The organism is Terrabacter sp. C0L_2 (assembly GCF_036352015.1).
GTDB lineage: Bacteria > Actinomycetota > Actinomycetes > Actinomycetales > Dermatophilaceae > Terrabacter > Terrabacter tumescens.
The window spans coordinates 4,682,556-4,705,641 of record NZ_CP143557.1; the positions used below are offsets into that span (position 1 = coordinate 4,682,556).

Annotated in this window: 21 protein-coding genes; 8 read left to right on the top strand and 13 right to left on the bottom strand. The window is 72.9% G+C overall.

Features of this window, described 5'->3' with window-relative positions:
• Positions 1 to 282: 282 nt before the first annotated feature.
• Together U5C87_RS21820 and U5C87_RS21825 are read left to right on the top strand one after the other, a co-directional pair.
• A complete protein-coding gene (locus U5C87_RS21820) occupies positions 283 to 1,797 on the top strand; it encodes an LCP family protein (protein ID WP_330474482.1) in 1,515 nt (504 codons plus the stop codon).
• A gap of 87 nt (positions 1,798 to 1,884) precedes the next feature.
• On the top strand, positions 1,885 to 2,433 hold the full coding sequence (locus U5C87_RS21825; RefSeq protein WP_330474483.1) for a copper chaperone PCu(A)C: 549 nt from the start codon (positions 1,885 to 1,887) through the stop codon (positions 2,431 to 2,433).
• A 30-nt stretch (positions 2,434 to 2,463) separates the two neighbouring features.
• On the opposite strand, the gene glsA is transcribed toward U5C87_RS21825, so the two are convergent.
• From glsA to U5C87_RS21840, 3 genes are read right to left on the bottom strand one after another with little or no spacing between them, the layout of a single operon-like run.
• A complete protein-coding gene (gene glsA, locus U5C87_RS21830; protein WP_330474484.1) occupies positions 2,464 to 3,555 on the bottom strand; it encodes a glutaminase A in 1,092 nt (363 codons plus the stop codon).
• Positions 3,556 to 3,576: 21 nt separating this feature from the next.
• Complete coding sequence (locus tag U5C87_RS21835; RefSeq protein WP_330474485.1) at positions 3,577 to 5,289, bottom strand: AbgT family transporter; 1,713 nt, start codon at positions 5,287 to 5,289, stop codon at positions 3,577 to 3,579.
• Entirely contained in the window at positions 5,286 to 6,821 is a 1,536-nt protein-coding gene (locus tag U5C87_RS21840) for a leucyl aminopeptidase family protein (protein ID WP_330474486.1), read from the bottom strand. Before U5C87_RS21840 ends, U5C87_RS21835 begins: the two co-directional genes overlap by 4 nt.
• A gap of 119 nt (positions 6,822 to 6,940) precedes the next feature.
• Here U5C87_RS21840 and U5C87_RS21845 point away from each other — a divergent pair, with 119 nt between their 5' ends.
• A complete protein-coding gene (locus U5C87_RS21845; RefSeq protein ID WP_330474487.1) occupies positions 6,941 to 8,746 on the top strand; it encodes an SLC13 family permease in 1,806 nt (601 codons plus the stop codon).
• Here the strand turns inward: U5C87_RS21845 and U5C87_RS21850 are convergent.
• The 4 genes from U5C87_RS21850 to U5C87_RS21865 all read right to left on the bottom strand — a co-directional run bounded on the left by U5C87_RS21850 (position 8,721) and on the right by U5C87_RS21865 (position 15,102).
• Positions 8,721 to 9,737 (bottom strand): lysylphosphatidylglycerol synthase domain-containing protein, encoded by a 1,017-nt coding sequence (locus tag U5C87_RS21850; protein WP_330474488.1) that lies wholly within the window; start codon positions 9,735 to 9,737, stop codon positions 8,721 to 8,723. The two genes, U5C87_RS21845 and U5C87_RS21850, sit on opposite strands and share 26 nt — an antisense overlap.
• A gap of 82 nt (positions 9,738 to 9,819) precedes the next feature.
• Positions 9,820 to 10,026 carry a hypothetical protein gene (locus U5C87_RS21855; protein ID WP_330474489.1) on the bottom strand — a complete coding sequence of 69 codons (207 nt, stop codon included), beginning with the start codon at positions 10,024 to 10,026 and terminating at the stop codon, positions 9,820 to 9,822.
• A 99-nt stretch (positions 10,027 to 10,125) separates the two neighbouring features.
• On the bottom strand, positions 10,126 to 13,182 hold the full coding sequence (locus U5C87_RS21860) for an AAA family ATPase (RefSeq protein WP_330474490.1): 3,057 nt from the start codon (positions 13,180 to 13,182) through the stop codon (positions 10,126 to 10,128).
• Positions 13,183 to 13,686: 504 nt separating this feature from the next.
• On the bottom strand, positions 13,687 to 15,102 hold the full coding sequence (locus U5C87_RS21865; RefSeq protein WP_443082147.1) for an FAD-dependent oxidoreductase: 1,416 nt from the start codon (positions 15,100 to 15,102) through the stop codon (positions 13,687 to 13,689).
• 204 nt (positions 15,103 to 15,306) lie between these two features.
• Here U5C87_RS21865 and U5C87_RS21870 point away from each other — a divergent pair, with 204 nt between their 5' ends.
• Complete coding sequence (locus U5C87_RS21870; protein WP_330474491.1) at positions 15,307 to 15,660, top strand: ArsR/SmtB family transcription factor; 354 nt, start codon at positions 15,307 to 15,309, stop codon at positions 15,658 to 15,660.
• A gap of 9 nt (positions 15,661 to 15,669) precedes the next feature.
• On the opposite strand, the gene U5C87_RS21875 is transcribed toward U5C87_RS21870, so the two are convergent.
• The 4 genes from U5C87_RS21875 to arsB form a co-directional block, all read right to left on the bottom strand.
• Positions 15,670 to 16,203: a DinB family protein gene (locus U5C87_RS21875; protein WP_330474492.1), complete on the bottom strand. Its 534-nt coding sequence runs from the start codon at positions 16,201 to 16,203 to the stop codon at positions 15,670 to 15,672.
• A 94-nt stretch (positions 16,204 to 16,297) separates the two neighbouring features.
• Positions 16,298 to 16,723, bottom strand: a complete 426-nt coding sequence (locus U5C87_RS21880; protein ID WP_330474493.1) for an arsenate reductase ArsC — start codon at positions 16,721 to 16,723, stop codon at positions 16,298 to 16,300.
• The gene (gene arsA, locus U5C87_RS21885) at positions 16,720 to 18,531 is read right to left on the bottom strand and encodes an arsenical pump-driving ATPase (protein ID WP_330474494.1); all 1,812 of its coding nucleotides are present in this window, start codon (positions 18,529 to 18,531) and stop codon (positions 16,720 to 16,722) included. Before arsA ends, U5C87_RS21880 begins: the two co-directional genes overlap by 4 nt.
• On the bottom strand, positions 18,531 to 19,520 hold the full coding sequence (arsB, locus tag U5C87_RS21890) for an ACR3 family arsenite efflux transporter (protein WP_443082148.1): 990 nt from the start codon (positions 19,518 to 19,520) through the stop codon (positions 18,531 to 18,533). The genes arsA and arsB overlap by 1 nt, the downstream gene beginning before the upstream one ends.
• A 241-nt stretch (positions 19,521 to 19,761) precedes the next feature.
• Here arsB and U5C87_RS21895 point away from each other — a divergent pair, with 241 nt between their 5' ends.
• Complete coding sequence (locus U5C87_RS21895; protein ID WP_330474495.1) at positions 19,762 to 20,106, top strand: ArsR/SmtB family transcription factor; 345 nt, start codon at positions 19,762 to 19,764, stop codon at positions 20,104 to 20,106.
• A gap of 46 nt (positions 20,107 to 20,152) precedes the next feature.
• Here the strand turns inward: U5C87_RS21895 and U5C87_RS21900 are convergent, their stop codons facing one another.
• Positions 20,153 to 20,992: an aldo/keto reductase gene (locus U5C87_RS21900; RefSeq protein ID WP_330474496.1), complete on the bottom strand. Its 840-nt coding sequence runs from the start codon at positions 20,990 to 20,992 to the stop codon at positions 20,153 to 20,155.
• A 126-nt stretch (positions 20,993 to 21,118) separates the two neighbouring features.
• Here U5C87_RS21900 and U5C87_RS21905 point away from each other — a divergent pair, with 126 nt between their 5' ends.
• The gene (locus tag U5C87_RS21905; protein ID WP_330474497.1) at positions 21,119 to 22,087 is read left to right on the top strand and encodes an aldo/keto reductase; all 969 of its coding nucleotides are present in this window, start codon (positions 21,119 to 21,121) and stop codon (positions 22,085 to 22,087) included.
• Here U5C87_RS21905 and U5C87_RS21910 read toward each other — a convergent pair.
• Complete coding sequence (locus tag U5C87_RS21910; protein WP_330474498.1) at positions 22,057 to 22,194, bottom strand: hypothetical protein; 138 nt, start codon at positions 22,192 to 22,194, stop codon at positions 22,057 to 22,059. The genes U5C87_RS21905 and U5C87_RS21910 overlap by 31 nt on opposite strands.
• A gap of 152 nt (positions 22,195 to 22,346) precedes the next feature.
• Here U5C87_RS21910 and U5C87_RS21915 point away from each other — a divergent pair, with 152 nt between their 5' ends.
• Together U5C87_RS21915 and U5C87_RS21920 are read left to right on the top strand one after the other, a co-directional pair.
• Positions 22,347 to 22,715 carry a YidH family protein gene (locus U5C87_RS21915; protein ID WP_030193879.1) on the top strand — a complete coding sequence of 123 codons (369 nt, stop codon included), beginning with the start codon at positions 22,347 to 22,349 and terminating at the stop codon, positions 22,713 to 22,715.
• A complete protein-coding gene (locus U5C87_RS21920; protein WP_330474499.1) occupies positions 22,712 to 23,056 on the top strand; it encodes a DUF202 domain-containing protein in 345 nt (114 codons plus the stop codon). The genes U5C87_RS21915 and U5C87_RS21920 overlap by 4 nt, the downstream gene beginning before the upstream one ends.
• The last annotated feature ends 30 nt before the right edge of the window (positions 23,057 to 23,086 follow it).

The window sequence follows — 23,086 nt, forward strand, 5'->3', positions numbered from 1 at the left end:
CGCATCGGCGCTGGCCGCGATGGTGTGGGTGAGGCGGCACCCGATCCCCCGAGCGGGTGCCGTCTCGCTGTCCCCGGCGCCCGCGCGACCCCGCCGCGCGGGGACGCCACCGCCGCCCCTACTGGTTGAAGGGCGACGATGCCGCCACGTGCCCTGTACCCGACGGGCCCGAGGACGAACAGCACATCTCGGGTTCCTCACCCAACGCGCCGCACGCTCCGCGTCCGCGGCGGCATCATGGAGGGTGGGTGACCTGCGGGGACGCAGGCCGGGAGGAGCGCGATGGCAGCGGACGGGCCGCGTTGGCGCCGGGCGCTCGCCCTCACGGCGCTCGGGACGCTCGTCCCCGGTGCCGGGCTGACGCGGGCCCGCAACCGCTGGCTGGGCCGGCTCGGGTGGCTCATGGTCGCCGCCACGCTCGTCGTCCTGGGCACGGTCGCGTATGCCGTGTGGACCCGCGGCTTCTCGAGCGCAGTCCTCGACGTGGTGTCGCGACCGGAGGCGCTGCGGCCCGCGGCGTTCGTCATCGCCGCCTGGGGCTTCCTCTGGTGCGCGTCGATCCTGCTGACCGCCGTGCAGGTCCGGCCCCGTCCCGGCGGGCGCCTCGGCGCCGTGCTGCTCGGCGCCTTCGCCGCGGTCATGGCCGGCTCGGTCGGGGCGGGGACCGTCGTGGCCGTCGACTACGCCCTCATCACCCGTGACACGGTCAGCGCCGTCTTCTCCGCCCCGCCGACGCAGCCCGGGGTCGGCGCGCGAGTCAGCGAGGGTGCGGACCCGTGGGCCGCGCAGGCACGGGTCAACCTGCTGCTCCTCGGGTCCGACGCAGGCTCGGACCGCACCGGCATCCGGACCGACTCGATGATCGTCGCGAGCATCGACACGAGGTCGGGACGCACGACGCTCGTCTCGATGCCGCGCAACCTGCTCGACGCGCCTCTCGCCCCCGGCAGCCCGCTCCGCGCGCGCTACCCGTCCGGCCGCTTCGGCGCGCCGGACCGCACGTGCGCGCAGAACGCCCCCGGCGAGACCGGGCAGTGCCAGCTGACCAACCTCTACGGCGAGGCGGAGGCGTATGCGCTCGACCACCCGGGCGCCTACGCCAAGGCCATCGTGCCCGGTCGCGAGGAGGTCCGAGGCAGCGTGCAGCAGATCGTCGGGCTGCCCATCGACCACGTCGTCGTCATCGACCTCAGGGGCTTCTCGCTGCTCGTCGACGCGATGGGCGGGATCGACGTCAACGTCAAGGACGCCGGGACCGGTGGACCCCTGCCGATCGGTGGCCACGTCACGGCGGACAACCGTGTCGTCGGCGTCAAGGAGTGGTTCCGGGCGGGACGGCAGCACCTCGACGGCTGGCACGCGCTCTGGTACGCCCGGTCGCGCGCTGCCGACAGCGACACCTACCGGCAGGCCCGGCAGCGCTGCGTCGTGCAGGCCATCGTCGAGCAGGCCGACCCGGCGGCGATGGTCCGGCAGTACCCCCGGCTGGCCCGGATCGCGCGCGACAACATCTACACCGACATCCCGGCCGCGAGCCTGCCGGCCTTCGTCGAGCTCGTCGAGCGCGCGCAGCGTGCCCGGCTCAACAGCGTGTCGCTGACGCTCGACGACGGCATCAAGCCGTGGGCGCCCGACTACGCGAGGATCCGTGCCCTCGTGCGCCGCGGTATCGCGGCGCCGACCCCGGCGAAGGCGGCCACGCCCTCGACGACACCGACCCCGGGGCGGCCGGCCGCTCCCCCGCGCCGGCCGCCGGCCACCCCGAGCCCGACGACGACGCCGTATGCGCAGTGCTGAGACCGGCTCCTCGCCGCACGTCCCGGTCCTCCCGATCACCCTCGAAGGGGGACTCGGGGTCAGGGTGACCCCTCCTACCGTGACGACATGAGGACCAGCACCGTCGTCACCGCCGCGCTCCTGTCCGCGAGCCTCGTGCCGCTCGCCGCGTGCACGTCCCAACGGGACCCGGTGCAGGAGCGGATCACCAACGCTGCCCGCGGCACGAGCGTCAACGCCGAGGCCGGCCGGATCCGCCTGCTCGCCACCCGCATCGACGCGCCCGAGGAGCGCAAGCTGCTCGGAGGCTCCAACACCGGGCTGTTCACCACGCTCGCGAACGACGGCGACACGGCGGACCGGCTCGTGGCCGTGAGCACCGTCTACGCGCGGCAGGTCGTCATGCGCCAGGGCACCGACGGCACCGAGAGCCCGGTCCAGATCGAGGTCCCCACCGCCGGCGTCGTGTCGCTGCAGTACCCGGGCGGCTTGCACCTCGAGATGGTCGGCCTCTTGGTCGACGTCCGGGCCGGGCGGCTGCTGCCCGTGACCTTCCGCTTCGAGAAGTCCGGCAGCGTCACGGTCAACGTCTTCGTCGACGGTTTCGGCCTGCCCACCGTCTCTCCTGTCTCACCCGTCGCGCCGGCCACCAGCTGAACCGGTCCACCACGCAAGGGATCTCGCTCCTCACCCGCCGGGCGAGGTGGGGTGCGCAGTGGCGGGCGGGGTGGCGGGCGGGGTGGTGTGGGGGTCCGGGGCCGACGCGAAGACGTTGAGCCCGAGCGCCCTGCTCAGCGAGCGCGTGATGAGCTGCCCGCGGACGCTGTTGCCGGCGTCGTCGAGCAGCGACGACCACACGGCCAGCCCGCCCTTGCCCGGCGCGACCGTCACGACGGCGCCGCTGACGCCGCTCTTGCCCGGCAGCCCGACCTCCCACAGCCAGTCGCCCGACAGCTCGTAGAGCCCGGCGGTCGCCATGACGGCGAGCACGTGCGCGCACGTCCGGTCCGACACGACGCGCGCGCCGGTCAGGGGGTTCACCCCTCCGTCCGCGAGGGTGGCTGCCATGACGGCGAGGTCGTGCACGTCGACCGACACCGAGCACTGCCTCGTGTAGAGGTCGGTCGCGACGTCGGGGTCGCAGTGCAGGCGACCGTAGCTGTGGAGCAGGTGGGCGATGCCGCGGTTGCGCAGGTTGGTGGTGGACTCGCCGGCGTAGACCTCGTCGTCGACCTCGAGGGTGCGCCCGGCGAAGGCGGACAGCCCGCCGAGGACGACGTCCCAGGCCCGGGCCTGGGAGTCGGCCGGGTCCGTGGCACCTCGGGCGGGGCGCCGGTCAGCGATCTCGGGCGCCAGGCTCGTCGCGGCGATGGCGCCGGCGTTGACCATGGGGTTCATGGTCCGGTGGTCGTGCAGCTCGACGGCCATGACCGAGTTGAAGGCCAGCCCGGTCGCGTTGGCGCCCAACAGGTTCCGAGCCCGGTCCGCTCCGAGGGCCTCGACGACGAGCACGAGCACGAAGGGCTTCGACACGCTCTGGATCGAGAAGCGCACGGCCGCGTCACCGACCTCGAAGGCACGTCCCGTCACGGAGACCACCGAGGCCGCGCACCCGGTCGGGTCCGCGGCCGCGAGCTGGGGGATGTAGGTCGCCACCGCGCCGTCGGTGACGTGCAGGTGCTCGTCGTAGGCCGCCTGCACGAGCTCGCCGACCGTGGTGTCCTCGGACAGGTGGCCCGTCGACACCTGCGCGAAGGGCCCGTCCGGGTCCACGTCCACCTCACCCACCTGCGGCGCGTGTCAGTTGAGGTGGACGGGAGCGCCCGGTCCCCACGGGATGCCGACGAGGTACCAGACGACGAAGAAGATGATCCACGTGACGAGCACGATGGCGGTGTAGGGGATCATCATCGACACGACGGTGCCGAGACCGGACCTGCGCTGGTACCGCTGGCAGACGAGGACGATGAACGGCAGGTAGACCATGAGCGGCGTGATGACGTTCATCGGGCCGTCGCCGACGCGGTAGGCGGCGATGACCGTCTGCGGTGCGATCCCGAGCCGGTAGAAGAGCGGGATGAAGATCGGGGCGAGGATCGCCCACTTGGGGATGACGCCCGGCATGATCAGGTCGATGACGGCGACGAGCAGGATGAAGCCGATCAGCAGGGCCAGGGCCCCGATGTTGGCGCTCTCGAGGAGGTCGGCGAGGCCGGTCGCGGCGAGCTTGCTGATGTTCGAGTAGTTGAAGTACGCGATGAACTGGGCGATGAGCAGCATGAGGAAGATCAGGCCGCCCAGGCCGTTGAACGTCTTGACGATGGCGTTGATGACGTTGGTGCTGCCGGTCAACGTCCTGGCTCCCCTGCCGTAGCCGAGGCCGGCCGCGAGGAAGAGCATCGAGATGATGAAGAGCAGGCTGCTCATGAACGGTGAGGAGCCGAAGATCTCCCCGGTGTCGGGGTTGCGCAGCGGAGCGCCGGGCAGCGCCCTCAGCAGGGTCACGACGGCAACCGCGACGAGCGTCCAGATGAGTGACATCCGCAGACCCCGTGACTCGAGCGCCATCTCCTCGTCGGTCTGGACGGTCTCGGCGGGAGCCTCCTCGGCCGCCTCGGACGGGTCCCACCTGCCGAGGCGCGGCTCGAGCAGCCGCTCGGTCACCCATGTCATGACGACAGCACAGAAGATGAGCGATGCGGTGCTGAAGAAGAAGTTGTGCGTCACGTTGAGCGTGACGCCGGGCGCGACGAGGCCGATGGTCTCGTTCGTGACCTCCGTGATGATGCCGTCGGCCGGCGTGATGAGGACGTTGACGAAGAACGCCGCGCTGACGCCGGCATAGGCCGCCGCGATGCCCGCCAGCGGGTGCCGCCCCAGCGAGACGAAGGCCGCTGCGCCCAGGGGGATGAGCACGAGGTAGCCGGCGTCGGACGCGACGCTCGAGATGCCGCCGAGCAGGACGATGATGAAGGTGATCGCGCCGCGGGGAGCGACCTTGACCATCGTGCGGATCAGGGCGGCGATGAGGCCGGCCTCCTCGGCGACACCGACGCCGATCATGGCGACGAGGATGACCGCGACGACGCCGAAGTCGTTGAAGTTCTGCACGGCCGTCGTGAAGATGAAGCGGATGCCGTCACCGGTCAGCAGGCTGTTGGCGGTGATCGTCTCGCGCTCGATCTCGTAGTCCGGGACCGCCCCTGTCGGTGGGTGCGGGTAGCCCGGCACCGCGGTGCCGCCCTCGTAGTCGGGGACGGCCGGGACCGAGCCCGGCTCGGCGACGTCGGTCGTGACGCTCGCGCCCGTCAGGTAGAGCACGTGCGAGAGCACGATGACCCCGATGATGAGCGCGAGGAAGATCAGCGCCGGGTGGGGCACCTTGTTGCCGAGCCGCTCGATGGCGTCGAGGAAGCGCTGGGTGCCGCCCGACCTCCCCTGGCCCTGCACCTCGCCGGACGACTCGTCGGACCCCTGGCCGGACGAGTCGTGGGCTCGGGCGGCCGTGCTCATGACCCGGTCCCGGACCCGGCCCCACTCCCCGACGGCCGCTCGAAGGCGCACGCGAGCTCGACGAGCAAGCGGCTGCCGAAGGCGGTGGCGCCCTTGTTGCGCCAGCCACGGGCCTCCGGCAGCTGCGCCGTGCCGGCGATGTCGATGTGCGCCCAGGGCTTGTCGCCGACGAACTCCGCGAGGAAGAGCGCTGCGGTGATCTGGCCGGCGTTGGGTCCGCCCATGTTGGTCATGTCGGCGATCGGCGAGTCGAGCTGCGAGCGGTAACGGCGGTGGAGCGGCAGGGGCCAGACCGGCTCGTCGACGGCGTCGCCCGCCGCGCGCACCTGGTCCACCAGTGCCGAGGAGTTGCCCATGACCCCGGCGACGTCGACGCCGAGGGCGCGCAGGCAGGCCCCGGTCAGCGTGGCGATGTCGACGATGGCGTCGACGTCGAGCTCGACCGCGAGTGCGAGCGCATCGGCCATGACGAGGCGCCCCTCGGTGTCGGTGTTGAGCACCTCGACCGTCTTGCCGTTCCGCATCTGGAGCACGTCGCCGAGCTTGAGCGCCGATCCGGACGGCATGTTGTCGGTGCACATGAGGTAGCCGGTGACCTCGGTCTCGCACCCGGCGTCGCGCAGGGCCGTCATCGCCGCGAGCACCGTTGCGGCGCCGGTCATGTCGTTCTTCATCTGCGCGTGCGACTCGTCGCTCGGCTTGAGGCTGATGCCTCCGGAGTCGTACATGATCCCCTTGCCGACGAGGGCGAGGTGGCCCCGAGACGGGCCCTCCGGCACGTAGTGCAGCCGCACCATCCGCGGCTCCTCGACGCTGCCGAGGTTGACCCCGAGCAGACCGCCGCAGCCCATCTCGACGAGCTCGTCCTTGCCGACGACGTCGACCTCGAGCCCGGCGGCGCCACCCAGCTCCTGCGCCACCTCACCCATGCGGGTCGCCGTCAGCACGGCCGCGGGGCAGTTGGCGAGGTCGCGGCCGAGCGCGGCAGCCCGGGCCAGCACCTCGCCCCGGCGCACCCCGGCCACCACGGCCTCGGAGTGCTCCCCGGGAGTGACGAGGACGAGCCGCTCGAGGACCTGGTCCTCGGCCGAGTCGCTGATGCGGAAGCGCCACCGCGCGAGCAGCACTCCCTCCGTCACGGCGCGCGCGAAGTCGGCAGGCGACAGCCCGATGTCGCGGTCCGGGAGCTCCACCGCGAGCCGCGTGTGCTGCGGCACGGCGCGGGCGAAGGCGGCGGCCAGGTCCCGCACCGAGGCCTCGTCGACGTCGCCGACGGCCCCGATCCCGACGGCCACGAGGGCCCGACCGCCGCTCGGCAGCACGAGCGTCTCGCCGTGCTTGCCGGTGAACCCGGCCGCGGCCAGGGCCGTCGAGTCCTGACCGAGGTCGGCCGGCGGCTCGGCGCCCTCCGCGACGGGCACGGCGACCGCGGCGACCTCGTCGGGGCCGGGGAGCTGGGTGACGACGTCGACGGCTGCGGACGAGCGCGTGGACGGGACGGGATCCAGAGTGCGCATGGCTGGAGTGCTCACGCCGACTCCTTCCGAGGGCAGGGGCCTGGGGTCCTTCCGAGCATGTCCGCCCAGCGGTTCATCCCGATTCACCCGTCGGGGGTGACCGGCCCGCGCGCGGCCACCACCACGATGGGAGCGTGAGCCCGGCCACCACGAGCCTGGTCGTCCTCGCGGCGACCGTGGCCCTCTTCGTCTGGAACCGCCTGCCCGTCGGTGGCGTGGCGGTGCTGACCTGTCTCACCCTCTACGCCACGGGTCTCGTCGACGCGAACACGGCGCTCTCCGGCTTCGGCGACCCCGTCGTGGTCTTCATCGCCTCGCTCTTCGTCGTGAGCGAGGCCATCGACTCGGCGGGTGTGACCACGTGGGCGGGCCAGCGGCTCATCGACGTCGTCGGCGACGGGGCCGTGCGACTCATGGTCGCGGTGCTCGGGCTGTGCGCGGTCCTGACGGCCGTCATCACGCTCAACGGCTCGGTCGCCGCCCTGATGCCCATGGTGCTCGTGCTCGCCACCCGCCTGAAGCGCTCCCCGTCGCTCATGCTGATGCCGATGGCCTTCGCCGGGAGCGCCGGGTCGCTGCTCGCCCTCACCGGCAGCCCGGTCAACGTCATCGTCTCCAACGCGGCCGTCGACGCCGGGTCGCAGCCCTTCCGGTTCTTCGACTTCGCGGTGGTCGGCCTGCCGCTCGTCGTCGTGACCATCGTGCTCGGGGTGCTGCTCGGCCCCCGGGTGCTCCCCCGGGGGCCCTCGACCCAGCCCGTGCGCGACCTCGGTCGCCACGCCGACCGGCTCGCGGCGTACTACGAGCTGCACGACGGCTTCTACCGCCTCCGGGTGCGACCCGGCTCACCGGTCGTCGGGGTGCCGGCCGGGAGACTCGACCTCACGGCATACCCCGGGGTGACGCTCATCGGCGTGCAGAGCGCGGGCGGCCACGCCGTCACAGGGACGACCGCCGTGGACGACGACGACGTCGTCATCGTCAGCGGTGCGAGCGACGCCGTCGGGCGCCTCGTGCCCGAGCTGCGCCTCGCGGTCGCGATGCGACCCATCACCGTCCAGACCGCCGGGATCATGAACCGCGAGGTGGGCGTCGTGGAGGTCGTCGTGCCTCCCCGGTCACCGCTCGTGGGCGAGACGTCGTTCCCCGGCCAGCTGCGGGGCACCGACCTCGTCGTGCTCGGCATCCGCCGTCTCGGGCGCGACGTCGGTGCGTCGCCGCTCGAGCTGACGGCGGGCGACAGCCTCCTGCTGCACGGCACGTGGACCTCGATCGAGGAGCTCGTGCACGACCGCGACGTCCTTCTCGTCGACTCACCCGATCTTGTTCGGCGACAAGCGGTTCCACTTGGCGCGAGATCCGGGCGGGCTATCGTCGTCCTGCTCGCCATGGTGGTGCTGCTGGCGCTCGGCGTCGTGCCGCCGGCGATCGCGGGCCTCGCCGCGGCGACGGCGATGGTGCTGACGCGGGTGGTGAGCGTCAACCAGGCCTACCGCGCCGTGTCGTGGCAGACCGTCGTCCTCATCGGCGGCCTCATCCCGCTCTCGACCGCCATCGAGACGAGCGGCGCCGCGGACCTCGTCGCCAGGGGCCTCATCGACGTCGTCGGCAGCGGCCGATCCTACCTGCTGCTCGTCGCGCTGTTCGCCCTGACGGCCGTCGTCGGCCAGGTGGTCAGCAACACCGCGACGGTGCTCATCGTCGTGCCGATCGCCGTGGCCGCGGCCCAGGAGACGGGGGTCTCGGTCCAGCCCGTGCTCATGCTCGTGGCGGTCGCCGGGGCCGCCTCGCTGCTCACCCCGATCTCGACCCCGGGCAACATGATGATCATGGGGCCGGGTGGCTACCGCTTCGGCGACTACTGGCGGCTCGGTCTGCCCGTGCTGCTCGTCTGGATGGCCGTGGCCGTCACCCTCATCCCGCTCGTGTGGCGCTTCTGACCTCGGCCGCCTCTGCGGCGTGCTGCCGGCGCCACCAGGTGACGGTGCCCGCGCCGAGCACGAGTGGCACGAGCATCCAGCACACCCGGAAGACGACGAGACCTGCGACCGCCGTTGCCTCGTAAGGGCCCTGCTCGAGACCGAGGATCGCGATGACGGCCGCGTCCAGCACCCCGACACCGCCGAAGGGCAGCGCCGTCAGGGGGTAGCTGACGAGGAGGGCGATGACGATCGTGACCGCCGGCGCCGCCGAGGCCGGGACACCGGCCAAGCGCAGAGACAGCAGGAGCAGAAGAGCCTCGCTGAGCACGAGAGCGAACTGGCACGCCATGGCCGATGCCCAGCCGCGGCGCAGCACGTGGCCCGCCTGCCGCACGAACCGGGCCGCCCGGCTCGCCCACTCGACGGGGTCGACGCGCGCCGAGAAGCGGCGCAGCCGGACTGCCGTCCACTCCGTGGCCCGGGCCGCGGGGCGCTCACCACGGGACGCGATGACGAGAGCGGCCACCACGACGAGGCTGACGGCTCCGCTCGTGAGGGCCGTCCACGCATACGCCGGCTCGACCTGACCGGCGACGACGGCGAGCCCCAGGCCGAGGACCGGCGCCCCGAATCGGGCGACGTAGTAGGTCACGGTGTTGAGCGAGATCCCGGCGATGCCCTCGGTGGGCGGGGTCCCCCACGAGCGCAACATCGCGATGCGCAGCACGACGTCGCCGGGTGGAGGCGCCACCGTCGCGACGAGGTTGGCGGACAGGTCGTTGGACACGGCCCGGCGCAGCCCCAGCGACGGGACGAAGACCGCGAGGGGCCCGGCGTTGAGGCACTGGCGCACCGCGACGACCGCGAGCAGGCAGACGACCTCGAGGACCCCGAGCTGCGTGACGGCGTCCCAGACCGCGGGCCAGTCGACGCGGCGCACGACGCGACTGAACCACCACAGGGCCACGAGGACGAGCGCCATCTTGAGCGCTCCGCCGAGCAGGCCCACCCGCCGGATGCCTCCGGTCGTCGTCTCGGGAGGTCCGCCCTCGCCGGCCGGCTCGGCCCCTCCGACTCGTCGGGCACGCCCGTCAGTCCGGGAGCCGGCGCAGCTCGAGCAGCGTGAAGCCGAGGTCCTGGAAGCGGTCGAGGATGCCGTGCAGGTGCGGGGCGTCGACGACGTCGCCGTACATCACCGACCCGGTCGTGCCGATCGCGACGGTCGACTCCTCGAGCTCGGGGAAGGCCGAGCGGGCGACGTCGGGGATGTGCTCGACCAGGATGAACTCGTAGCGCACGCTGCCCCCTCCACGGGTCGATCCGGTGCCGAAAGCTCCTGGATCGATCGTGCCGCGCCGCGTGCAGCGCGGCGTCACCCCGGGCGGGTGAGCGTCGCCCTACAGCAGGCCCAGACGCCGCGCGGCGGCCACGGCGTCCCGCCGTGAGCCCACCCCGAGCTTCTGGAAGAGCGACCGGAGCTGGGTCTTGACCGTGTTGCGGCTGACCGCCCGGGCCTGCGCGATCTCGGCCACGGTGAGCAGGGACGGCAGCTCACGGAGCAGGCTCAGCTCGCGCGCGCTCAGCGCGACGTCGAGCAACGGCTCCGCGGGAAGGTCCACGAGAGCACGGGCCTGCACGTTGAGCTCACCGACGAACGGCTCCAGCTCTCCGAAGCGACCAGCGCCGGCCGCGAGCACGTCGGCGACCTCGGGCGCGACCTCGAGGACCATCCGCAAAGCGCGCTGGGGCGCCGCGAGGGTCAGCGCCGCGACGAGCTCCTCGTGGGCGACGGTCGGCTGGGCGTTGCGGTGGGCCACGACCGCGGCGACGAGGTGCGCGGTGACCGCGACCCGCAGGCGCGGCCTCACGGGGAGCGCGGCCGCCGCGTCGCCGTGGCCCTTGACGGAGTCCTTGGCAGGACGGTGGGCCGAGTCGGCGGCCGGATCCACTTTCAGGCCCGGGCTCGGGTCGGTGGGCAGGTCGGTGGGCAGGTCGGTGGGCACGCCGGACGCCAGCACGGGAGCCACGGCCGCCCGGGCCGCGGAGTCCTCTCCCGCGCGAAGGTGACGGACCGCCGCCATCGCCGCGACCTCGGCGGCCGCGCCGGGAAGCCCCTCGCAGAGCTGCTCGACCTCGCGGGCGAGACGCGGGAAGCCTGCGAGCAGGACGATGCGGTGGGCACGCGCGAGCTCCCCCACGGCGAGGACGGAGGTCATCGAGATCTCCGCCACGGCGCGGGCACCGACCATGACCCGGTCCACGACGTCCTGCCGCACGCCCGGCTGGCCGGCTCTCTCGACGAGGTCGAGGTTGGCCTCGAGCATGCGGGCCAGACGTGCCAGCTGCTCGAGCCCACGCGCTGCCGTCGACATCTCGCCGGCGGGCGCACCTGCCTCGGCGCCGCCCCGGGCCTGCTCCTGCATCATCGACAGGACCGCGCCCAGCAGCTCCAGTGCGGCCTCGTTGCGACCGCGGGCGGTCGCGTCGTCGAGCACGTTGAAGGCGGCCCATCCGGCAAGGACCTGGGCAGGCAGCAGCCGTGGCAAGCCGGCCCATGGCGTGCCCTGGGACTCGACGAGCACGCGCTCGGACCACGTGGCCATCTCGGCGAGGTCCTCACGGGCAGCCGCCACGGAGGCCAGACCCACCATCGCCTGCAGGGCCGGCAGCTGGTGGCCGGCCGCCCGCGCCGTCGAGAGCGCCGACGCGTAGGCCGCCCTCGCCTCGCCGAAGCGTCCGGAGCCGAGGAGGACGTCGCCGCTCGTCAGCTGGTCGATCAGCATGAGGTCGGCCTCGGCGTGGGGCAGCCGACCGACCGCCAGCCCGTGCCCGGGCCGGTCCGCCCGCGAGAAGGCGTCGGGGCGCACGTCGTCGGCGAGCGCACGCAGCGCTGCGCGGTCAGGGACGGGATGGCCCTCGGACCACGTGCTGAAGGTCGAGTTCAGCTCCGCCGCAAGGCCTTTGGCGAGCCGATCGGCGCTCCTCGGGCCCGAGTCCGTGGCCGAGTCCGTCGCGTCGCCGTCGGGGTGTCCGACAGTGTCCCTCCCCACGAAGGCGAGCCAGCGCAGCGCGACCGACAGGAGCCGCTCGAGCGGCAGCGCCGACGGGTCGACGTCAAGGTCGTCGGTGAGCACGCCGGTCAGATCGTCTGGCTCGGGCTCGGTGAACCAGGACCCGGGTCGGGTCACGAGCGACGCGAGCTGGCGACGTGCCGCCTCGGGGTCGGAGAGGTCGAGGCTGGCCAGCGCCGCGACGGCCGTCATGACGGGGTCATCGGTGCGGACGGTGCGCACGGCCGCCTCGACCTCGGAGCCACGTCCGTCGAGCAGGAGGTGCAGCGCGTGCTGATGGATGACGTCGCTCATGAGGTCGAGGTCGCCCGCGGCCTCCGCGTGACGCAGTGCCTGTCCGGGGACGTCGTGGGCGGCGTACCACTGGGCGGCGCGGGCGTGGACCTCGCGAGCCCCGCGGACGCTACCCGCCTCGAGCATCGCGCCGAGGTAGCTGCGCAGGAGCACGTGGTAGCGGTAGGTCGGCGTGCCGACCCGGTCGACGGTCACCATCGCGTTGTCGGCCGAGAGCGCGTCGAGGAGCGCGCCGGCGTCGTCCCGACCCGTCACGGCCGCACCGAGGTCGGCCGTCAGGTCCTCGAGGACCGAGGTGGACAGCAGGAAGTCGCGCGTCGCCGCATCGAGGCTCGCGAGCACCTCCTCGACGAGGTAGCCGGACATGGCCCGGTCGCTGCGCGCGAACTGCCCCAGGAACTCGTCGACGTCCCGCCCCCGCGCGAGCGACACCGCGGCGAGCGCGACACCCGCGGCCCAGCCCTCGGTGAGCCCCTGGAGGCGGCGCACCTGATGGTCCTCGAGCTGCAGGTCGTGCCGCGAGAGCAGCTCCCGGGTGTCCTCGAGGGAGAACCGGAGGTCGTGCTCCCGCACCTCGACGAGCCGCTCCTCGAGGCGCAGCCGGGCCAGGTGCAGCCCGGGGTCGGAGCGGGTCCCGACGACGACGTGCAGGTGCGCCGGCGCCCATCGGACCAGCAGCTCGACGAGGTCGAGGCAGCGCGGGTCCCGCACGAGGTGCAGGTCGTCGAGGACGACCCAGACGGGGAGCTCAGCGCTGGCTGCGATCTCGAGCAACCGGGTCACGAGGGCCTGGCCGACCGCTCCCACGACGGACTGCTCAGGCTCGTCCGCGAGCCACGGCGCGGTCGGGAGGACAGCCGCCCGGACGGCGCCGATGAGGGTCTCGGCCATGACCTGCGGGTCGTTGTCCTCGCGGTCGAGCGAGGCCCAGGCGATCAGGTCGCCGCGCCGCTCCAGCTCGCTGGCCCAGTCGGCGAGCAAGGTCGTCTTGCCGGTGCCCACGGAGCCGGCGACGAGCACCATCGTCCCGGCACCACGGTCGGTGGCCGAGATCAGGGGCGCCGGCGCCGGGATCGTGCTGCGGCGCACCGTGCGTCCCGTGAGCCCTGGCACCCGGTGCTTGGGTGACGGCCGGGTCGCGGCGCGCCCGGCCCCTGTCGGGCGAGCCCCGGTCCCCTCACCGGTCCGGTCGGCTCGATCTCCGGTCGTGCTGACGGCCCCCGAGTCCACGGTCGTCAGCGCCCTCCGCCGACCCCGGGCGGTCTCCTGCGCGAGTGAGCCGGTGCCGTCGGACGGCTGGTGCGGGACAACGACGCTGCGAGGGTCATCACGGTGCACTTTCGGGAGGGGCACGGCTGCGACACGTCCGGGACGAGCGCTCGACCGCCGTCCTCCGCGGTGCCTCCGAGGTGACCGGCCGCTCGACCCGATTTCACCGTAGCGTCGAGCGGTCACCCCGGCGCGTCTTCAGGCGCTTCCGGCTCGGCGCGTCCGGATGCTGGCCACGGCGGCCGGGGAGGCAGGGACCCCCGGTGGCGCCACGGAGTCGTCAACGCGTGGCCGGTGCGGTCGGCTCGTCGCAGTAGAGCGGCGTCAGCATCCGGCGGGTCCGCACGCCGCGCCGCCGCCTGACGGCGCGCCGAGGTGGACCAGCTGCGGCACCGCGGGCGTGCAGCAGCCACCGGCCGCCGGGCCGACAGCGTCGGCCTTCGTGGCGTCGGGGGCGTCGGGGGCGTCGGGGGCGTCGAAGAGACCTGCTCCTCCGCAGACCCCGGTCTCGGGGAGGGTGAGCTCGACGCGGGAGGCGGCCTCGAGGTCGCCGGCCAGGGCGGCGGCCACCGAGCGGACCTGCTCGTAGCCGGTGAGCGCGAGGAACGTCGGTGCGCGACCGTATGCCTTCATCCCGACGACGTAGACGCCCGGCTCGTCGTGGGCCAGCTCGCTCGCGCCGTGCGGGTAGACGGTGCCGCAGGAGTGGACGTTGGGGTCGATGAGCGGGGCCAGGCCGACCGGCGCCTCGAGCCTGGCGTCGAGGCGCAGCCGCAGCTCCGACATGATCGAGTGGTCGGGGCGGAAGCCGGTGAGGCCGATGACCTCGTCGAGTCCCTCGACACGTCGGCCGTCCTCGGCCACGAGCGCCACCGTGCCGACGTCCTCGCTCTCGACGGCCTGGGTGCGGAATCCGGTGACGACCTCGACGAGTCCGGCCGACACGGCGTCGCGGGCGCGGAGTCCGAGGGCGCCACGGGCCGGGAGCTGGTCCGCGTCACCGCCGCCGTATGCGTTGCCGACACCCCCGCGTCGCAGGACCCACACGGCCTTGGTGCCGGGCACCTCCTGGGCGAGGGTGGCGAGGGCGACGAGTGCGGTCAGGGCCGAATGACCTGACCCGACAACAGCCGTGCGCCGGCCGCCGAAGCGCGTGACGTCGCGTGCCTCACCGACGTCCGGGACGCGGTGGGACAGATGTGCCGCGACGGCGGGCTCGCGCTCGCCGTCGGCCGGATAGCCGTCGCTGCCGAGCGGGTTCGGGCACGTCCAGGTGCCGGAGGCGTCGACGACGGCCTCGGCGACCAGGCGAGCCGTGCTGCCGTCGCTGCGGCCCACGTGGACCGTGAACGGCTGCTCCTCGCGACCGGAGTCGACGACGCGGTCCCGCCCCTGGCGCGCCACGCCGGTCACGGTGGCGCCGTAGCGGATGTGGTCGGCGAGGGCGTCGGCCAGCGGCTGGAGGTAGTCCTCCACCCACTCGCGGCCGGTCGGGTAGTGGGCCGGGTCGGGCTCGGTCCAGCCCCGACCGGCGAGCAGCCGCCGAGCCGCCGGGTCGATGAGCTCGGACCACCGGGAGAAGAGCCGCACGTGCCCCCAGGACCTGACGGAGGCGGCAGCCCGCTCCCCGCGCTCGAGCACGACGGGATCGAGCCCGCGCTCGAGCAGGTGGGCCGCGGCGGCCAGACCGACCGGGCCGGCACCGATGACAGCGACGGTCCCCAGGGGCAGGTCGGGCACAACGGGCTGGAGCGACGCGCTCTCGGCAGAGTCAGTGCTCGCGTCGGTGGGTGCTTCGGTGCTTGCGTGGGTCGCGCGGGTCACGGTACTGCCTCCGGGTCGGTCTACGGCGGAGCGGCGACGACAACGGATCGTTGTTTCGATGGTTGTCGATGCCGACACAGCCATCTTGCGGCCGACATAGACAGATGTCAACATAGATATATGTCAAAGCCGCTGCCCGTCCTCGACGTCACCGAGACACCCTGCTGCGCGCCGCTCGCTCGCGCGCCGATCGGCGAGGCGGATGCCGAGCGGGTGGCCGCCATGTTCAAGGCCCTGGGCGACCCGGTGCGTCTGCGGCTCTTCTCCAAGGTCGCGTCGTCCGAGGGCGGGGAGGCCTGCGTCTGCGACATCCAGGACGTCGGCGTCTCGCAGCCCACGGTCTCGCACCACCTCAAGAAGCTGCGGGAGGCCGGACTGCTGGAGTCGGAGCGCCGGGGCAGCTGGGTCTACTACCGGCTGGCGCCCTCGACACTCGTGGTGATGGCCGACCTGCTGGCCCCGGTCCGGACCTGAGCCGGTCGGCTAGCCCGGGAGCGTCAGCTGGGTGCGGTGGAAGTCGTAGTGCCGGCAGCCGTAGACGTACACCTCGGCCAGCGTCATCGTGGGCTCGAAGAAAGGGTCCCAGCCGACCGGGAAGTGCATGGCGCGACCGAGAGCCCGGTCCGACTCGGCGTCCAGCCGACGGTGCAGCCGAGCGATGGTGCGGTCCAGCCGGCGCGTCAGCCGCGGACCGTGGAAGACGAGCGCCCCGCCGACGGACCCGACGTAGTTGACGAGGTGGAACGGCCGGGTGGCAGCGTCGAGCAGCGCCGCGAAGGCTCTGCCGAACCCCTCGGGCAGTCGCCCGAAGATCCTCACGAGCGGGAGCAGCCGCTGCACCACGAGGAACCCGAACGCCATGTGCCACAGCAGCTGACCGTTGGTCCAGCGGGTGCCGTTGCTGCGTCGACGCAGGTCCGCCGCCCCGGCAGCGGCCACGAGCAGCGCGAAGTCGACCCGGACCCTCTCGAGCTCCTCGTGAATGCCCTGCCTGTCGGTCGACGCGGACGTGGCCATGCGTCAGTCTCCCGCGGGAAGGCCCCACCCGGCAGCCTCCAGACCGCCAGCCCTGGCCGGCAGCCCTCTTCAGGCAGGTCCCGCCGGGTCCCGGTCAGGCGTCGACGGGCGTGACGTCGAGGGACTCGAGCAGGCCGAGCACCCGCTGCCGGATCTCGTCGCGGATGGGGCGCACGGCCTCGACGCCCTTGCCGGCGGGGTCCGCGAGCTCCCAGTCCTCGTAGCGCTTGCCCGGGAAGATCGGGCAGGTGTCGCCGCAGCCCATGGTGATGACGACGTCCGACTCCCGGACCGCGTCGGTGGTGAGGATCTTGGGCGTCTCTGCGGTGATGTCGATGCCCTCCTCGGCCATGGCGGCGACGGCCGACGGGTTGACCTGGTCGGCGGGCGCCGACCCTGCGGAGCGGACCTCGACGGCGCCACCCGAGAGGTGGGCGAGGTAGGCGGCGGCCATCTGGGAGCGGCCGGCGTTGTGGACGCAGACGAACAGGACGGAGGGCTGGTCGGTTCGGTCTGTCATGGGTGGCTCCTCGACGTGGGCAGGAATGGGTTCGCGGCGGGGCGGGTGAGCTCGGACAGCGCTGCGACCCCGACGGGCTCGTGAGCCAGCAGGGGCAGGACGGCCACGCGACGGCAGAGCGTCGAGATCTGCCCGAGGGCGTCGGCCTCGGCGCGGGCGCGCGCCCGCAGGAACGGCGAGCGGGGCGCAGCCGCGGTGAGGCTGCCGTTGACGACCCACGCCCAGGGGGTGATCCCGGCTCGGGCCAGGTCGTCCTGCAGCTCCTCCGCCTCGAGCACGGGGGTCGTCTCGGGAAGGGTGACGACGAGGACCTTGGTGCGGGTTGGGTCCTGCAGCCGCATGAGCGGGGTGACGAAGTGGGCCCCCTCGCTCATCTGACGGGTGATCTCGCGGTGGTAGGAGCCGGTGGCGTCGAGCAGGAGCAGGGTGTGCCCGGTGGGGGCCGTGTCGAGCACGACGAACTGCTTGCGGGCCCTGAAGACGACGTGGGAGAACTGCTGGAAGACGGCCACCTCGTCGGTGCAGGGCGACTTGAGGTCCTCGGCGAGGACGGCCCGGCCGGCCTCGTCGAGGTCCTTCCCCTTGCCTGCCATGACCCGCTCGCGATACCCCTCGATCGCCGCCCGGGGGTCGATGCGCTCGACGGTGAGGTGCGGGACGTCGGCCAGCAGCGTCTCGTCCAGGTGCGCCGCCGGGTCGGTCGTGGTCAGCAGCACCTCATGGCCTCGGGAGGCAAGCTCGAGGGCGACCGCGGCCGCGACCGTCGTCTTGCCGACCCCGCCCTTCCCCATGCACATGACGAGCCCCGGCCCGTCGGCCTCGAGCTCGTCGACCAGCTGAGGCAGACCGGTGAAACCGGTTGGCAGCGTTGCGATCTCGGCGATGGGCGTCTGGCGTGACGCCACGTCGGGCTCGAGCAGCGACCGGAGGGCGGGCACACCCACGGTGTTGAAGGGCAGCAGCGGCAGGACGGTCCGGGGCAGCGCAGCCACGGCGGCCGGGACGGCCGCGAGGGCGGCCTCCTCACGCGAACGGACCGCGTGGGCCAGCTCGTCCACGGGAGTGCTGGTGACGGCATACTCCGGCATGAGGCCGTTGACGACGAGGTGGGCGTTCGTCATGCCCAGGTCGCGCAGCTCCCCATACGTGGTGGCGGCCTCCCGCAGGGAGGACGGCTGCGGGCGAGTCACGAGGACCAGCCGGGTGCGCGTCGGGTCGGTCAGCGCGGCCAGTGCGCCGGCGTAGTCGTGGCGCAGCCGGTCCAGGCCGGCCACCGGCCCGAGGCACGACACGTCGCCCTTGCCGTCGGAGAGGTAGGAGGTCCACTCCCCCGGCAACCGGAGCAGGCGCACGGTGTGGCCCGTGGGTGCGGTGTCGAACAGGACGTGGTCGTAGGCCGCTGTCGCGGACTCGTCGGCCAGGAGCGACGTGAACTCGTTGAAGGAGGCGATCTCCGTCGTGCACGCCCCGGACAGCTGCTCGGTCATCGCGGAGACCTCGTCCGCCGGCAGGAGGTCGCGCACCGGGTCGATGATCGTGGCGCGGTACGCGTCGGCCGCCTGCTGCGGGTCGATCTCCAAAGCGTCGAGGCCGGGAACGGTCGGAACCGGGGTGATCGTGTTGCCGACGGTGACCCCGAAGACCTGCCCGACGTTCGAGGCGGGGTCGGTGCTCGTCAGCAGGATCCGCCTGCCCTGCCCGGCGAGCTGCACAGCGGTGGCGCAGGCCAGGGATGTCTTGCCGACCCCACCCTTGCCGGTGAAGAAGAGGAACCGCGGCAGGTCGTCGAGGAAGGGCAGGGCGGGCATCAGAGCCTGGCCTGGGCAGCCCGGAAGGGCCGGCGCAGCGCGAGGCTGACGTAGACGAGGGCCACGAGCGCGGGCACCTCGATGAGGGGCCCGACGACGCCCGCCAGGGCCTGACCGGAGGCCGCGCCGAAGGTAGCGATCGCGACGGCGATCGCGAGCTCGAAGTTGTTGCCGGCCGCCGTGAAGGCGAGGGTGGTCGTGCGCTCGTAGCCGAGGCCGATCGCGGCACCCAGCCCGAACCCGCCACCCCACATCACCGCGAAGTAGACGAGCAGCGGCAGGGCGATGCGGGCGACGTCGAGGGGCCGGGACGTGATGGCCTCACCCTGCAGGGCGAAGAGGATGACGATGGTGACGAGCAGTCCGTAGAGCGCCCACGGACCGACCTTCGGGATGAACTTCGTCTCGTACCAGTCGCGCCCACGCGTCCGCTCACCCACGCGACGGGACAGGAACCCGGCCAGCAGCGGGATGCCGAGGAAGATGAGGACGGAACGCGCGATGTCCCACGTGGACGCGTCGATGCCGGTCTGCTCGAGGCCGAGCCACCCGGGCAGGACGGAGAGGTAGAACCAGCCGAGACCGGCGAACGCGACGACCTGGAAGACGGAGTTGAGCGCCACGAGCACCGCGGCGGCCTCGCGGTCACCGCACGCGAGGTCGTTCCAGATGATGACCATGGCGATGCACCGTGCCAGTCCGACGATGATGAGGCCGGTGCGGTAGGCCGGCAGGTCGGGCAGGAAGATCCATGCGAGGGCGAACATCAGCGCCGGCCCGATGAGCCAGTTGAGCACGAGCGAGCCCACGAGCAGGCGCTTGTCGCCGGTCACGGAGTCGAGCCGGTCGTAGCGCACCTTGGCGAGGACCGGGTACATCATGACGAGCAGCCCGAGGGCGATGGGCAGGGAGACGCCGTCGACCTCGACCCGCGAGAGCGCGTCTCCGAGGCCGGGGACCAGCCGGCCGAGGAGCAGGCCCGCCAGCATCGCGAGGCCGATCCACACCGGCAGGAAGCGGTCGAGTGTCGAGAGCCTCGCGGCGACCGGGTCGTGAACGGACGGTCTCGACGTGACGGAGGGGCTGGTCGGGTGGGTCACCGGTGTCCTTCGAGCGACGGGCATCTTCATGTCGAACTGCATCGACGCTGGTCGATACTTCAACGTTGGCAGCCGCATCGGCGTGTGTCAATATGGACTGTCGTCGATGCAGCTGGACGGAGGACGGACCGTGGGTGTCACCACGCTGAGCACCACCCCGCAGGAGGTGTCCGCCTGCGGCAGCACTCCCGTCGAGGTCCTGGACCGCGCCGAGGCCGACCGGCGCGCGGCCCTGCTCAAGGCGCTCGCCGACCCCGTCCGCCTCCAGCTGCTCAGCATCATCAGCGCCTCCCCCGGCGCGGAGGCGTGCGTGTGCGACATGACCGACGCCGTGCAGGTGTCGCAGCCGACCGTCAGCCACCACCTCAAGACCCTCGTCGAGGCCGGCATCCTCACCCGCGAGCGCCGAGGCAGCTGGGCGTGGTTCCGGCTCGAGGTCGACCAGCTCGCGGCGGTGCGCAGCTTCCTGGCCTAGCGGCCCGCCCACTCATCCGACGCCGCGAGTCACCTGTCGTGACGCGTCACATCTCCTCGTGGGTGTCGGGGTCGCCGCCGAAGAGGCGCCCGTCGGGGCGCCCGAGCGCGCTGATCGCGGCGACCTCGTCGGGGCTCAGCTCGAAGCCGAAGACGTCGAGGTTGGCGCGCTGGCGCTCGGGGTCGGACGACTTGGGCAGCGGCACGGCGCCGAGCTGCACGTGCCAGCGAAGGATCGCCTGGGCGGGCGTGACGCCGTGCGCCTGCGCCGCGGCGGCGACGGGATCCGCGCCGAAGGGCGCGTTGCGCTTGCCGAGCGGGCTCCACGCCTCGGTGAGGATGCCGAGCCGCTCGTGGGCCGCGCGCAGCTGCTCCTGGGGGAAGAGCGGGTGCAGCTCGACCTGGTTGAGCACGGGCGTCACACCGGTCGCCTCGATGACGTCGGCGAGGTGCTGCTCGGTGAAGTTGCTGACGCCGACGGAGCGCACGAGCCCGCGCTCGCGGCACTCGGTCAGGGCGCGGTAGGCGTCGACGTAGAGCCCGACGCTCGGGTTGGGCCAGTGGATGAGGGCGACGTCGACCTGCTCGAGCCCGAGGCGCTCGAGTGAGCCCTCGACCGACGCGACGGCCTGGTCGAACGCGTGGTCCCGGCCGGGCACCTTCGTCTGCACGACGATCTCCTCGCGAGGCACCCCGGAGCGCCGGATCGCCTCCCCGACCTCCTGCTCGTTGCCGTAGTTCACGGCCGTGTCGAGCAGCCGGTAGCCGGCCTCGAGCGCCGACACGATGGCGCGTATGCCGTCCTCGCCCGTGAGCGGGTACGTGCCGAAGCCGGTGGCGGGCAGGGTCGTGCCGTCCTGGAGCGTGCGTGTCGGGGTGGTCGCCATGACCCCAACCTACGCATCGCCGTCGAGGGTGCGCGAGAGCCGTCCGCCCGTCGTCGGGTATGGAGCCTTCGGCCTGCTGGTGCGGGCTGCAGCACCCACAAGCCAGCAGCCGGAAGGACACCCACCATGGAGTACACCCGCCTCGGACGGTCGGGACTGCAGGTCAGCCGGATCGCGCTCGGCTGCATGAGCTTCGGCGACAGCAGCCGCGGCAACCACGCCTGGTCGCTCGACGAGGCCGCGAGCGAGCCGCTCTTCCGTCAGGCGGTCGAGCTCGGCATCACCTTCTGGGACACCGCCAACGTCTACAGCGCAGGCTCCTCGGAGGAGATCGTCGGCCGCGCGATCAAGGCCTACACGCGCCGCGAGGACGTCGTGCTGGCGACGAAGGTGCACGGTCGGATGCATGACGGTCCGGGCGGAGCAGGCCTGTCCCGCAAGGCGATCCTCGAGCAGATCGATGCCTCGCTGGCGCGCCTGGGCACCGACTACGTCGACCTCTACCAGATCCACCGCTTCGACCCTGAGACACCGGTCGAGGAGACGATGGAGGCGCTGCACGACGTCGTGCGGGCGGGCAAGGCGCGCTACATCGGGGCCTCGTCGATGTGGGCGTGGCAGTTCGCGACGATGCAGCACGCCGCCGACCTCGGCGGCTGGACGCGCTTCGTCTCCATGCAGGACCAGTACAGCCTCATGCAGCGCGAGGAGGAGCGCGAGATGTTCGGGCTCCTCGCGGACCAGGGCGTCGGCGCGATGCCGTGGAGTCCCCTGGCCCGGGGTCGTCTCGCCCGTCCGTGGGGCACCGAGACGACGCGCACCGGCAGCGACGAGTTCGGCCGGACCCTGTTCAGCGACCGCGACAAGCCGGTGGCCGACGCGGTCGAGCAGGTGGCCGGGGCCCGGGGCGTCCCGATGGCGCAGGTGGCCCTCGCGTGGGTGCTGCGCAACCCCGTCGTCAGCGCCCCGGTCGTCGGGCCGACGAAGGAGCACCACCTCGCGGACGCCGTCGCCGCGCTCGACGTGCACCTGACCGACGACGAGGTCGCCGCGCTCGAGGCGCCCTACACCCCGCGCGCGCCGAGCGGCTTCTGAGCGGCCCGTCGCCACGGCCGCAGCGTGAGGCCGACGACGAGCGGTGCGAGCAGGTGGGTCAGCAGGACGTAGGACCACAGGTAGCCCTGCTCGACGTGCCACCCCACGAGGACCTCCTCGACCGGCCGGCCGATGAGCAGGCTCCCGCCCGGCTCACGCGCGCCACGGCCATGTCGCGCGCGCGTGGAGCGCCGACGTGGCGGGATGATCGACCCAGCGCGTCGATGCGCGCGACCAGCCAGTCCCAGGAGGCCACGCAGTGACGACGGACGACCACCGGCGCTTCCCGCGCTCGGTCTTCGAGGCGGGCGAGGACCCGGACCCCCGCTTCAGCCTCGCCAACGAGCGCACGTTCCTCGCGTGGATCCGCACGGGACTGGCGTTCGTCGCGGCCGGGCTCGCGCTCGAGGCCCTGCAGGTGCCGCTGCCGTCGTGGCTGCGCGTCACCGTCGCGATGGTCCTCGTCCTCGCGGGCCTCGCGGCCACGGCCCAGGCGTGGCTGTCGTGGGTGCGCACCGAGCGCGCGATGCGCCACCTCGCTCCCCTGCCCTCGTCGGGCCTCAAGCTCCCCATCGCCGTCATGCTCGGGCTCGTGGCGCTCGCGGTCCTCGTGGGGCTGCTGCTGTGACCGTGCCCGACGCGGGCATGCAGGCGGAGCGCACGTCGCTCGCCTGGCGCCGCACGGCACTGTCGGTGGCCGTCGGCTCGCTCGTCGGGCTGCGCGTGCTGCCGCCGCAGCTCGGGGCGATGGGGTATGCCGTGTCGGTCCTCGGCCTGTTGTGGAGCCTCGACCTGGCGCTCAGTGCACGGCGCCGCTACCGCGACGGGCGGCACCTGCTCGGCGCCTACGCGGGCGCCACGACGGCGGGCGCCACGACGGCGGGCCGGAGCATCGCGCGGACCGCCCTGACGGCCGCCGGCTTCGCGGTCACCGCCCTCGTCGCGCTCGTCGTCCTCGCCCGCCGCTGAGAGCCGGGGCGGTCACGACCCGTGACCACC

What these genes read in the sequence shown, in the direction of transcription:
- U5C87_RS21900 (WP_330474496.1), bottom strand. Translation starts at nt 20,992, where the DNA reads ATGGCGACCACCCCGACACGCACGCTCCAGGACGGCACGACCCTGCCC.
- arsB (WP_443082148.1), bottom strand. Translation starts at nt 19,520, where the DNA reads ATGCTGGCGGGCCTGCTCCTCGGCCGGCTGGTCCCCGGCCTCGGAGAC.
- U5C87_RS21870 (WP_330474491.1), top strand. Translation starts at nt 15,307, where the DNA reads ATGTCAAAGCCGCTGCCCGTCCTCGACGTCACCGAGACACCCTGCTGC.
- U5C87_RS21880 (WP_330474493.1), bottom strand. Translation starts at nt 16,723, where the DNA reads ATGACAGACCGAACCGACCAGCCCTCCGTCCTGTTCGTCTGCGTCCAC.
- U5C87_RS21905 (WP_330474497.1), top strand. Translation starts at nt 21,119, where the DNA reads ATGGAGTACACCCGCCTCGGACGGTCGGGACTGCAGGTCAGCCGGATC.
- U5C87_RS21820 (WP_330474482.1), top strand. Translation starts at nt 283, where the DNA reads ATGGCAGCGGACGGGCCGCGTTGGCGCCGGGCGCTCGCCCTCACGGCG.
- U5C87_RS21875 (WP_330474492.1), bottom strand. Translation starts at nt 16,203, where the DNA reads ATGGCCACGTCCGCGTCGACCGACAGGCAGGGCATTCACGAGGAGCTC.
- U5C87_RS21835 (WP_330474485.1), bottom strand. Translation starts at nt 5,289, where the DNA reads ATGAGCACGGCCGCCCGAGCCCACGACTCGTCCGGCCAGGGGTCCGAC.
- arsA (WP_330474494.1), bottom strand. Translation starts at nt 18,531, where the DNA reads ATGCCCGCCCTGCCCTTCCTCGACGACCTGCCGCGGTTCCTCTTCTTC.
- U5C87_RS21825 (WP_330474483.1), top strand. Translation starts at nt 1,885, where the DNA reads ATGAGGACCAGCACCGTCGTCACCGCCGCGCTCCTGTCCGCGAGCCTC.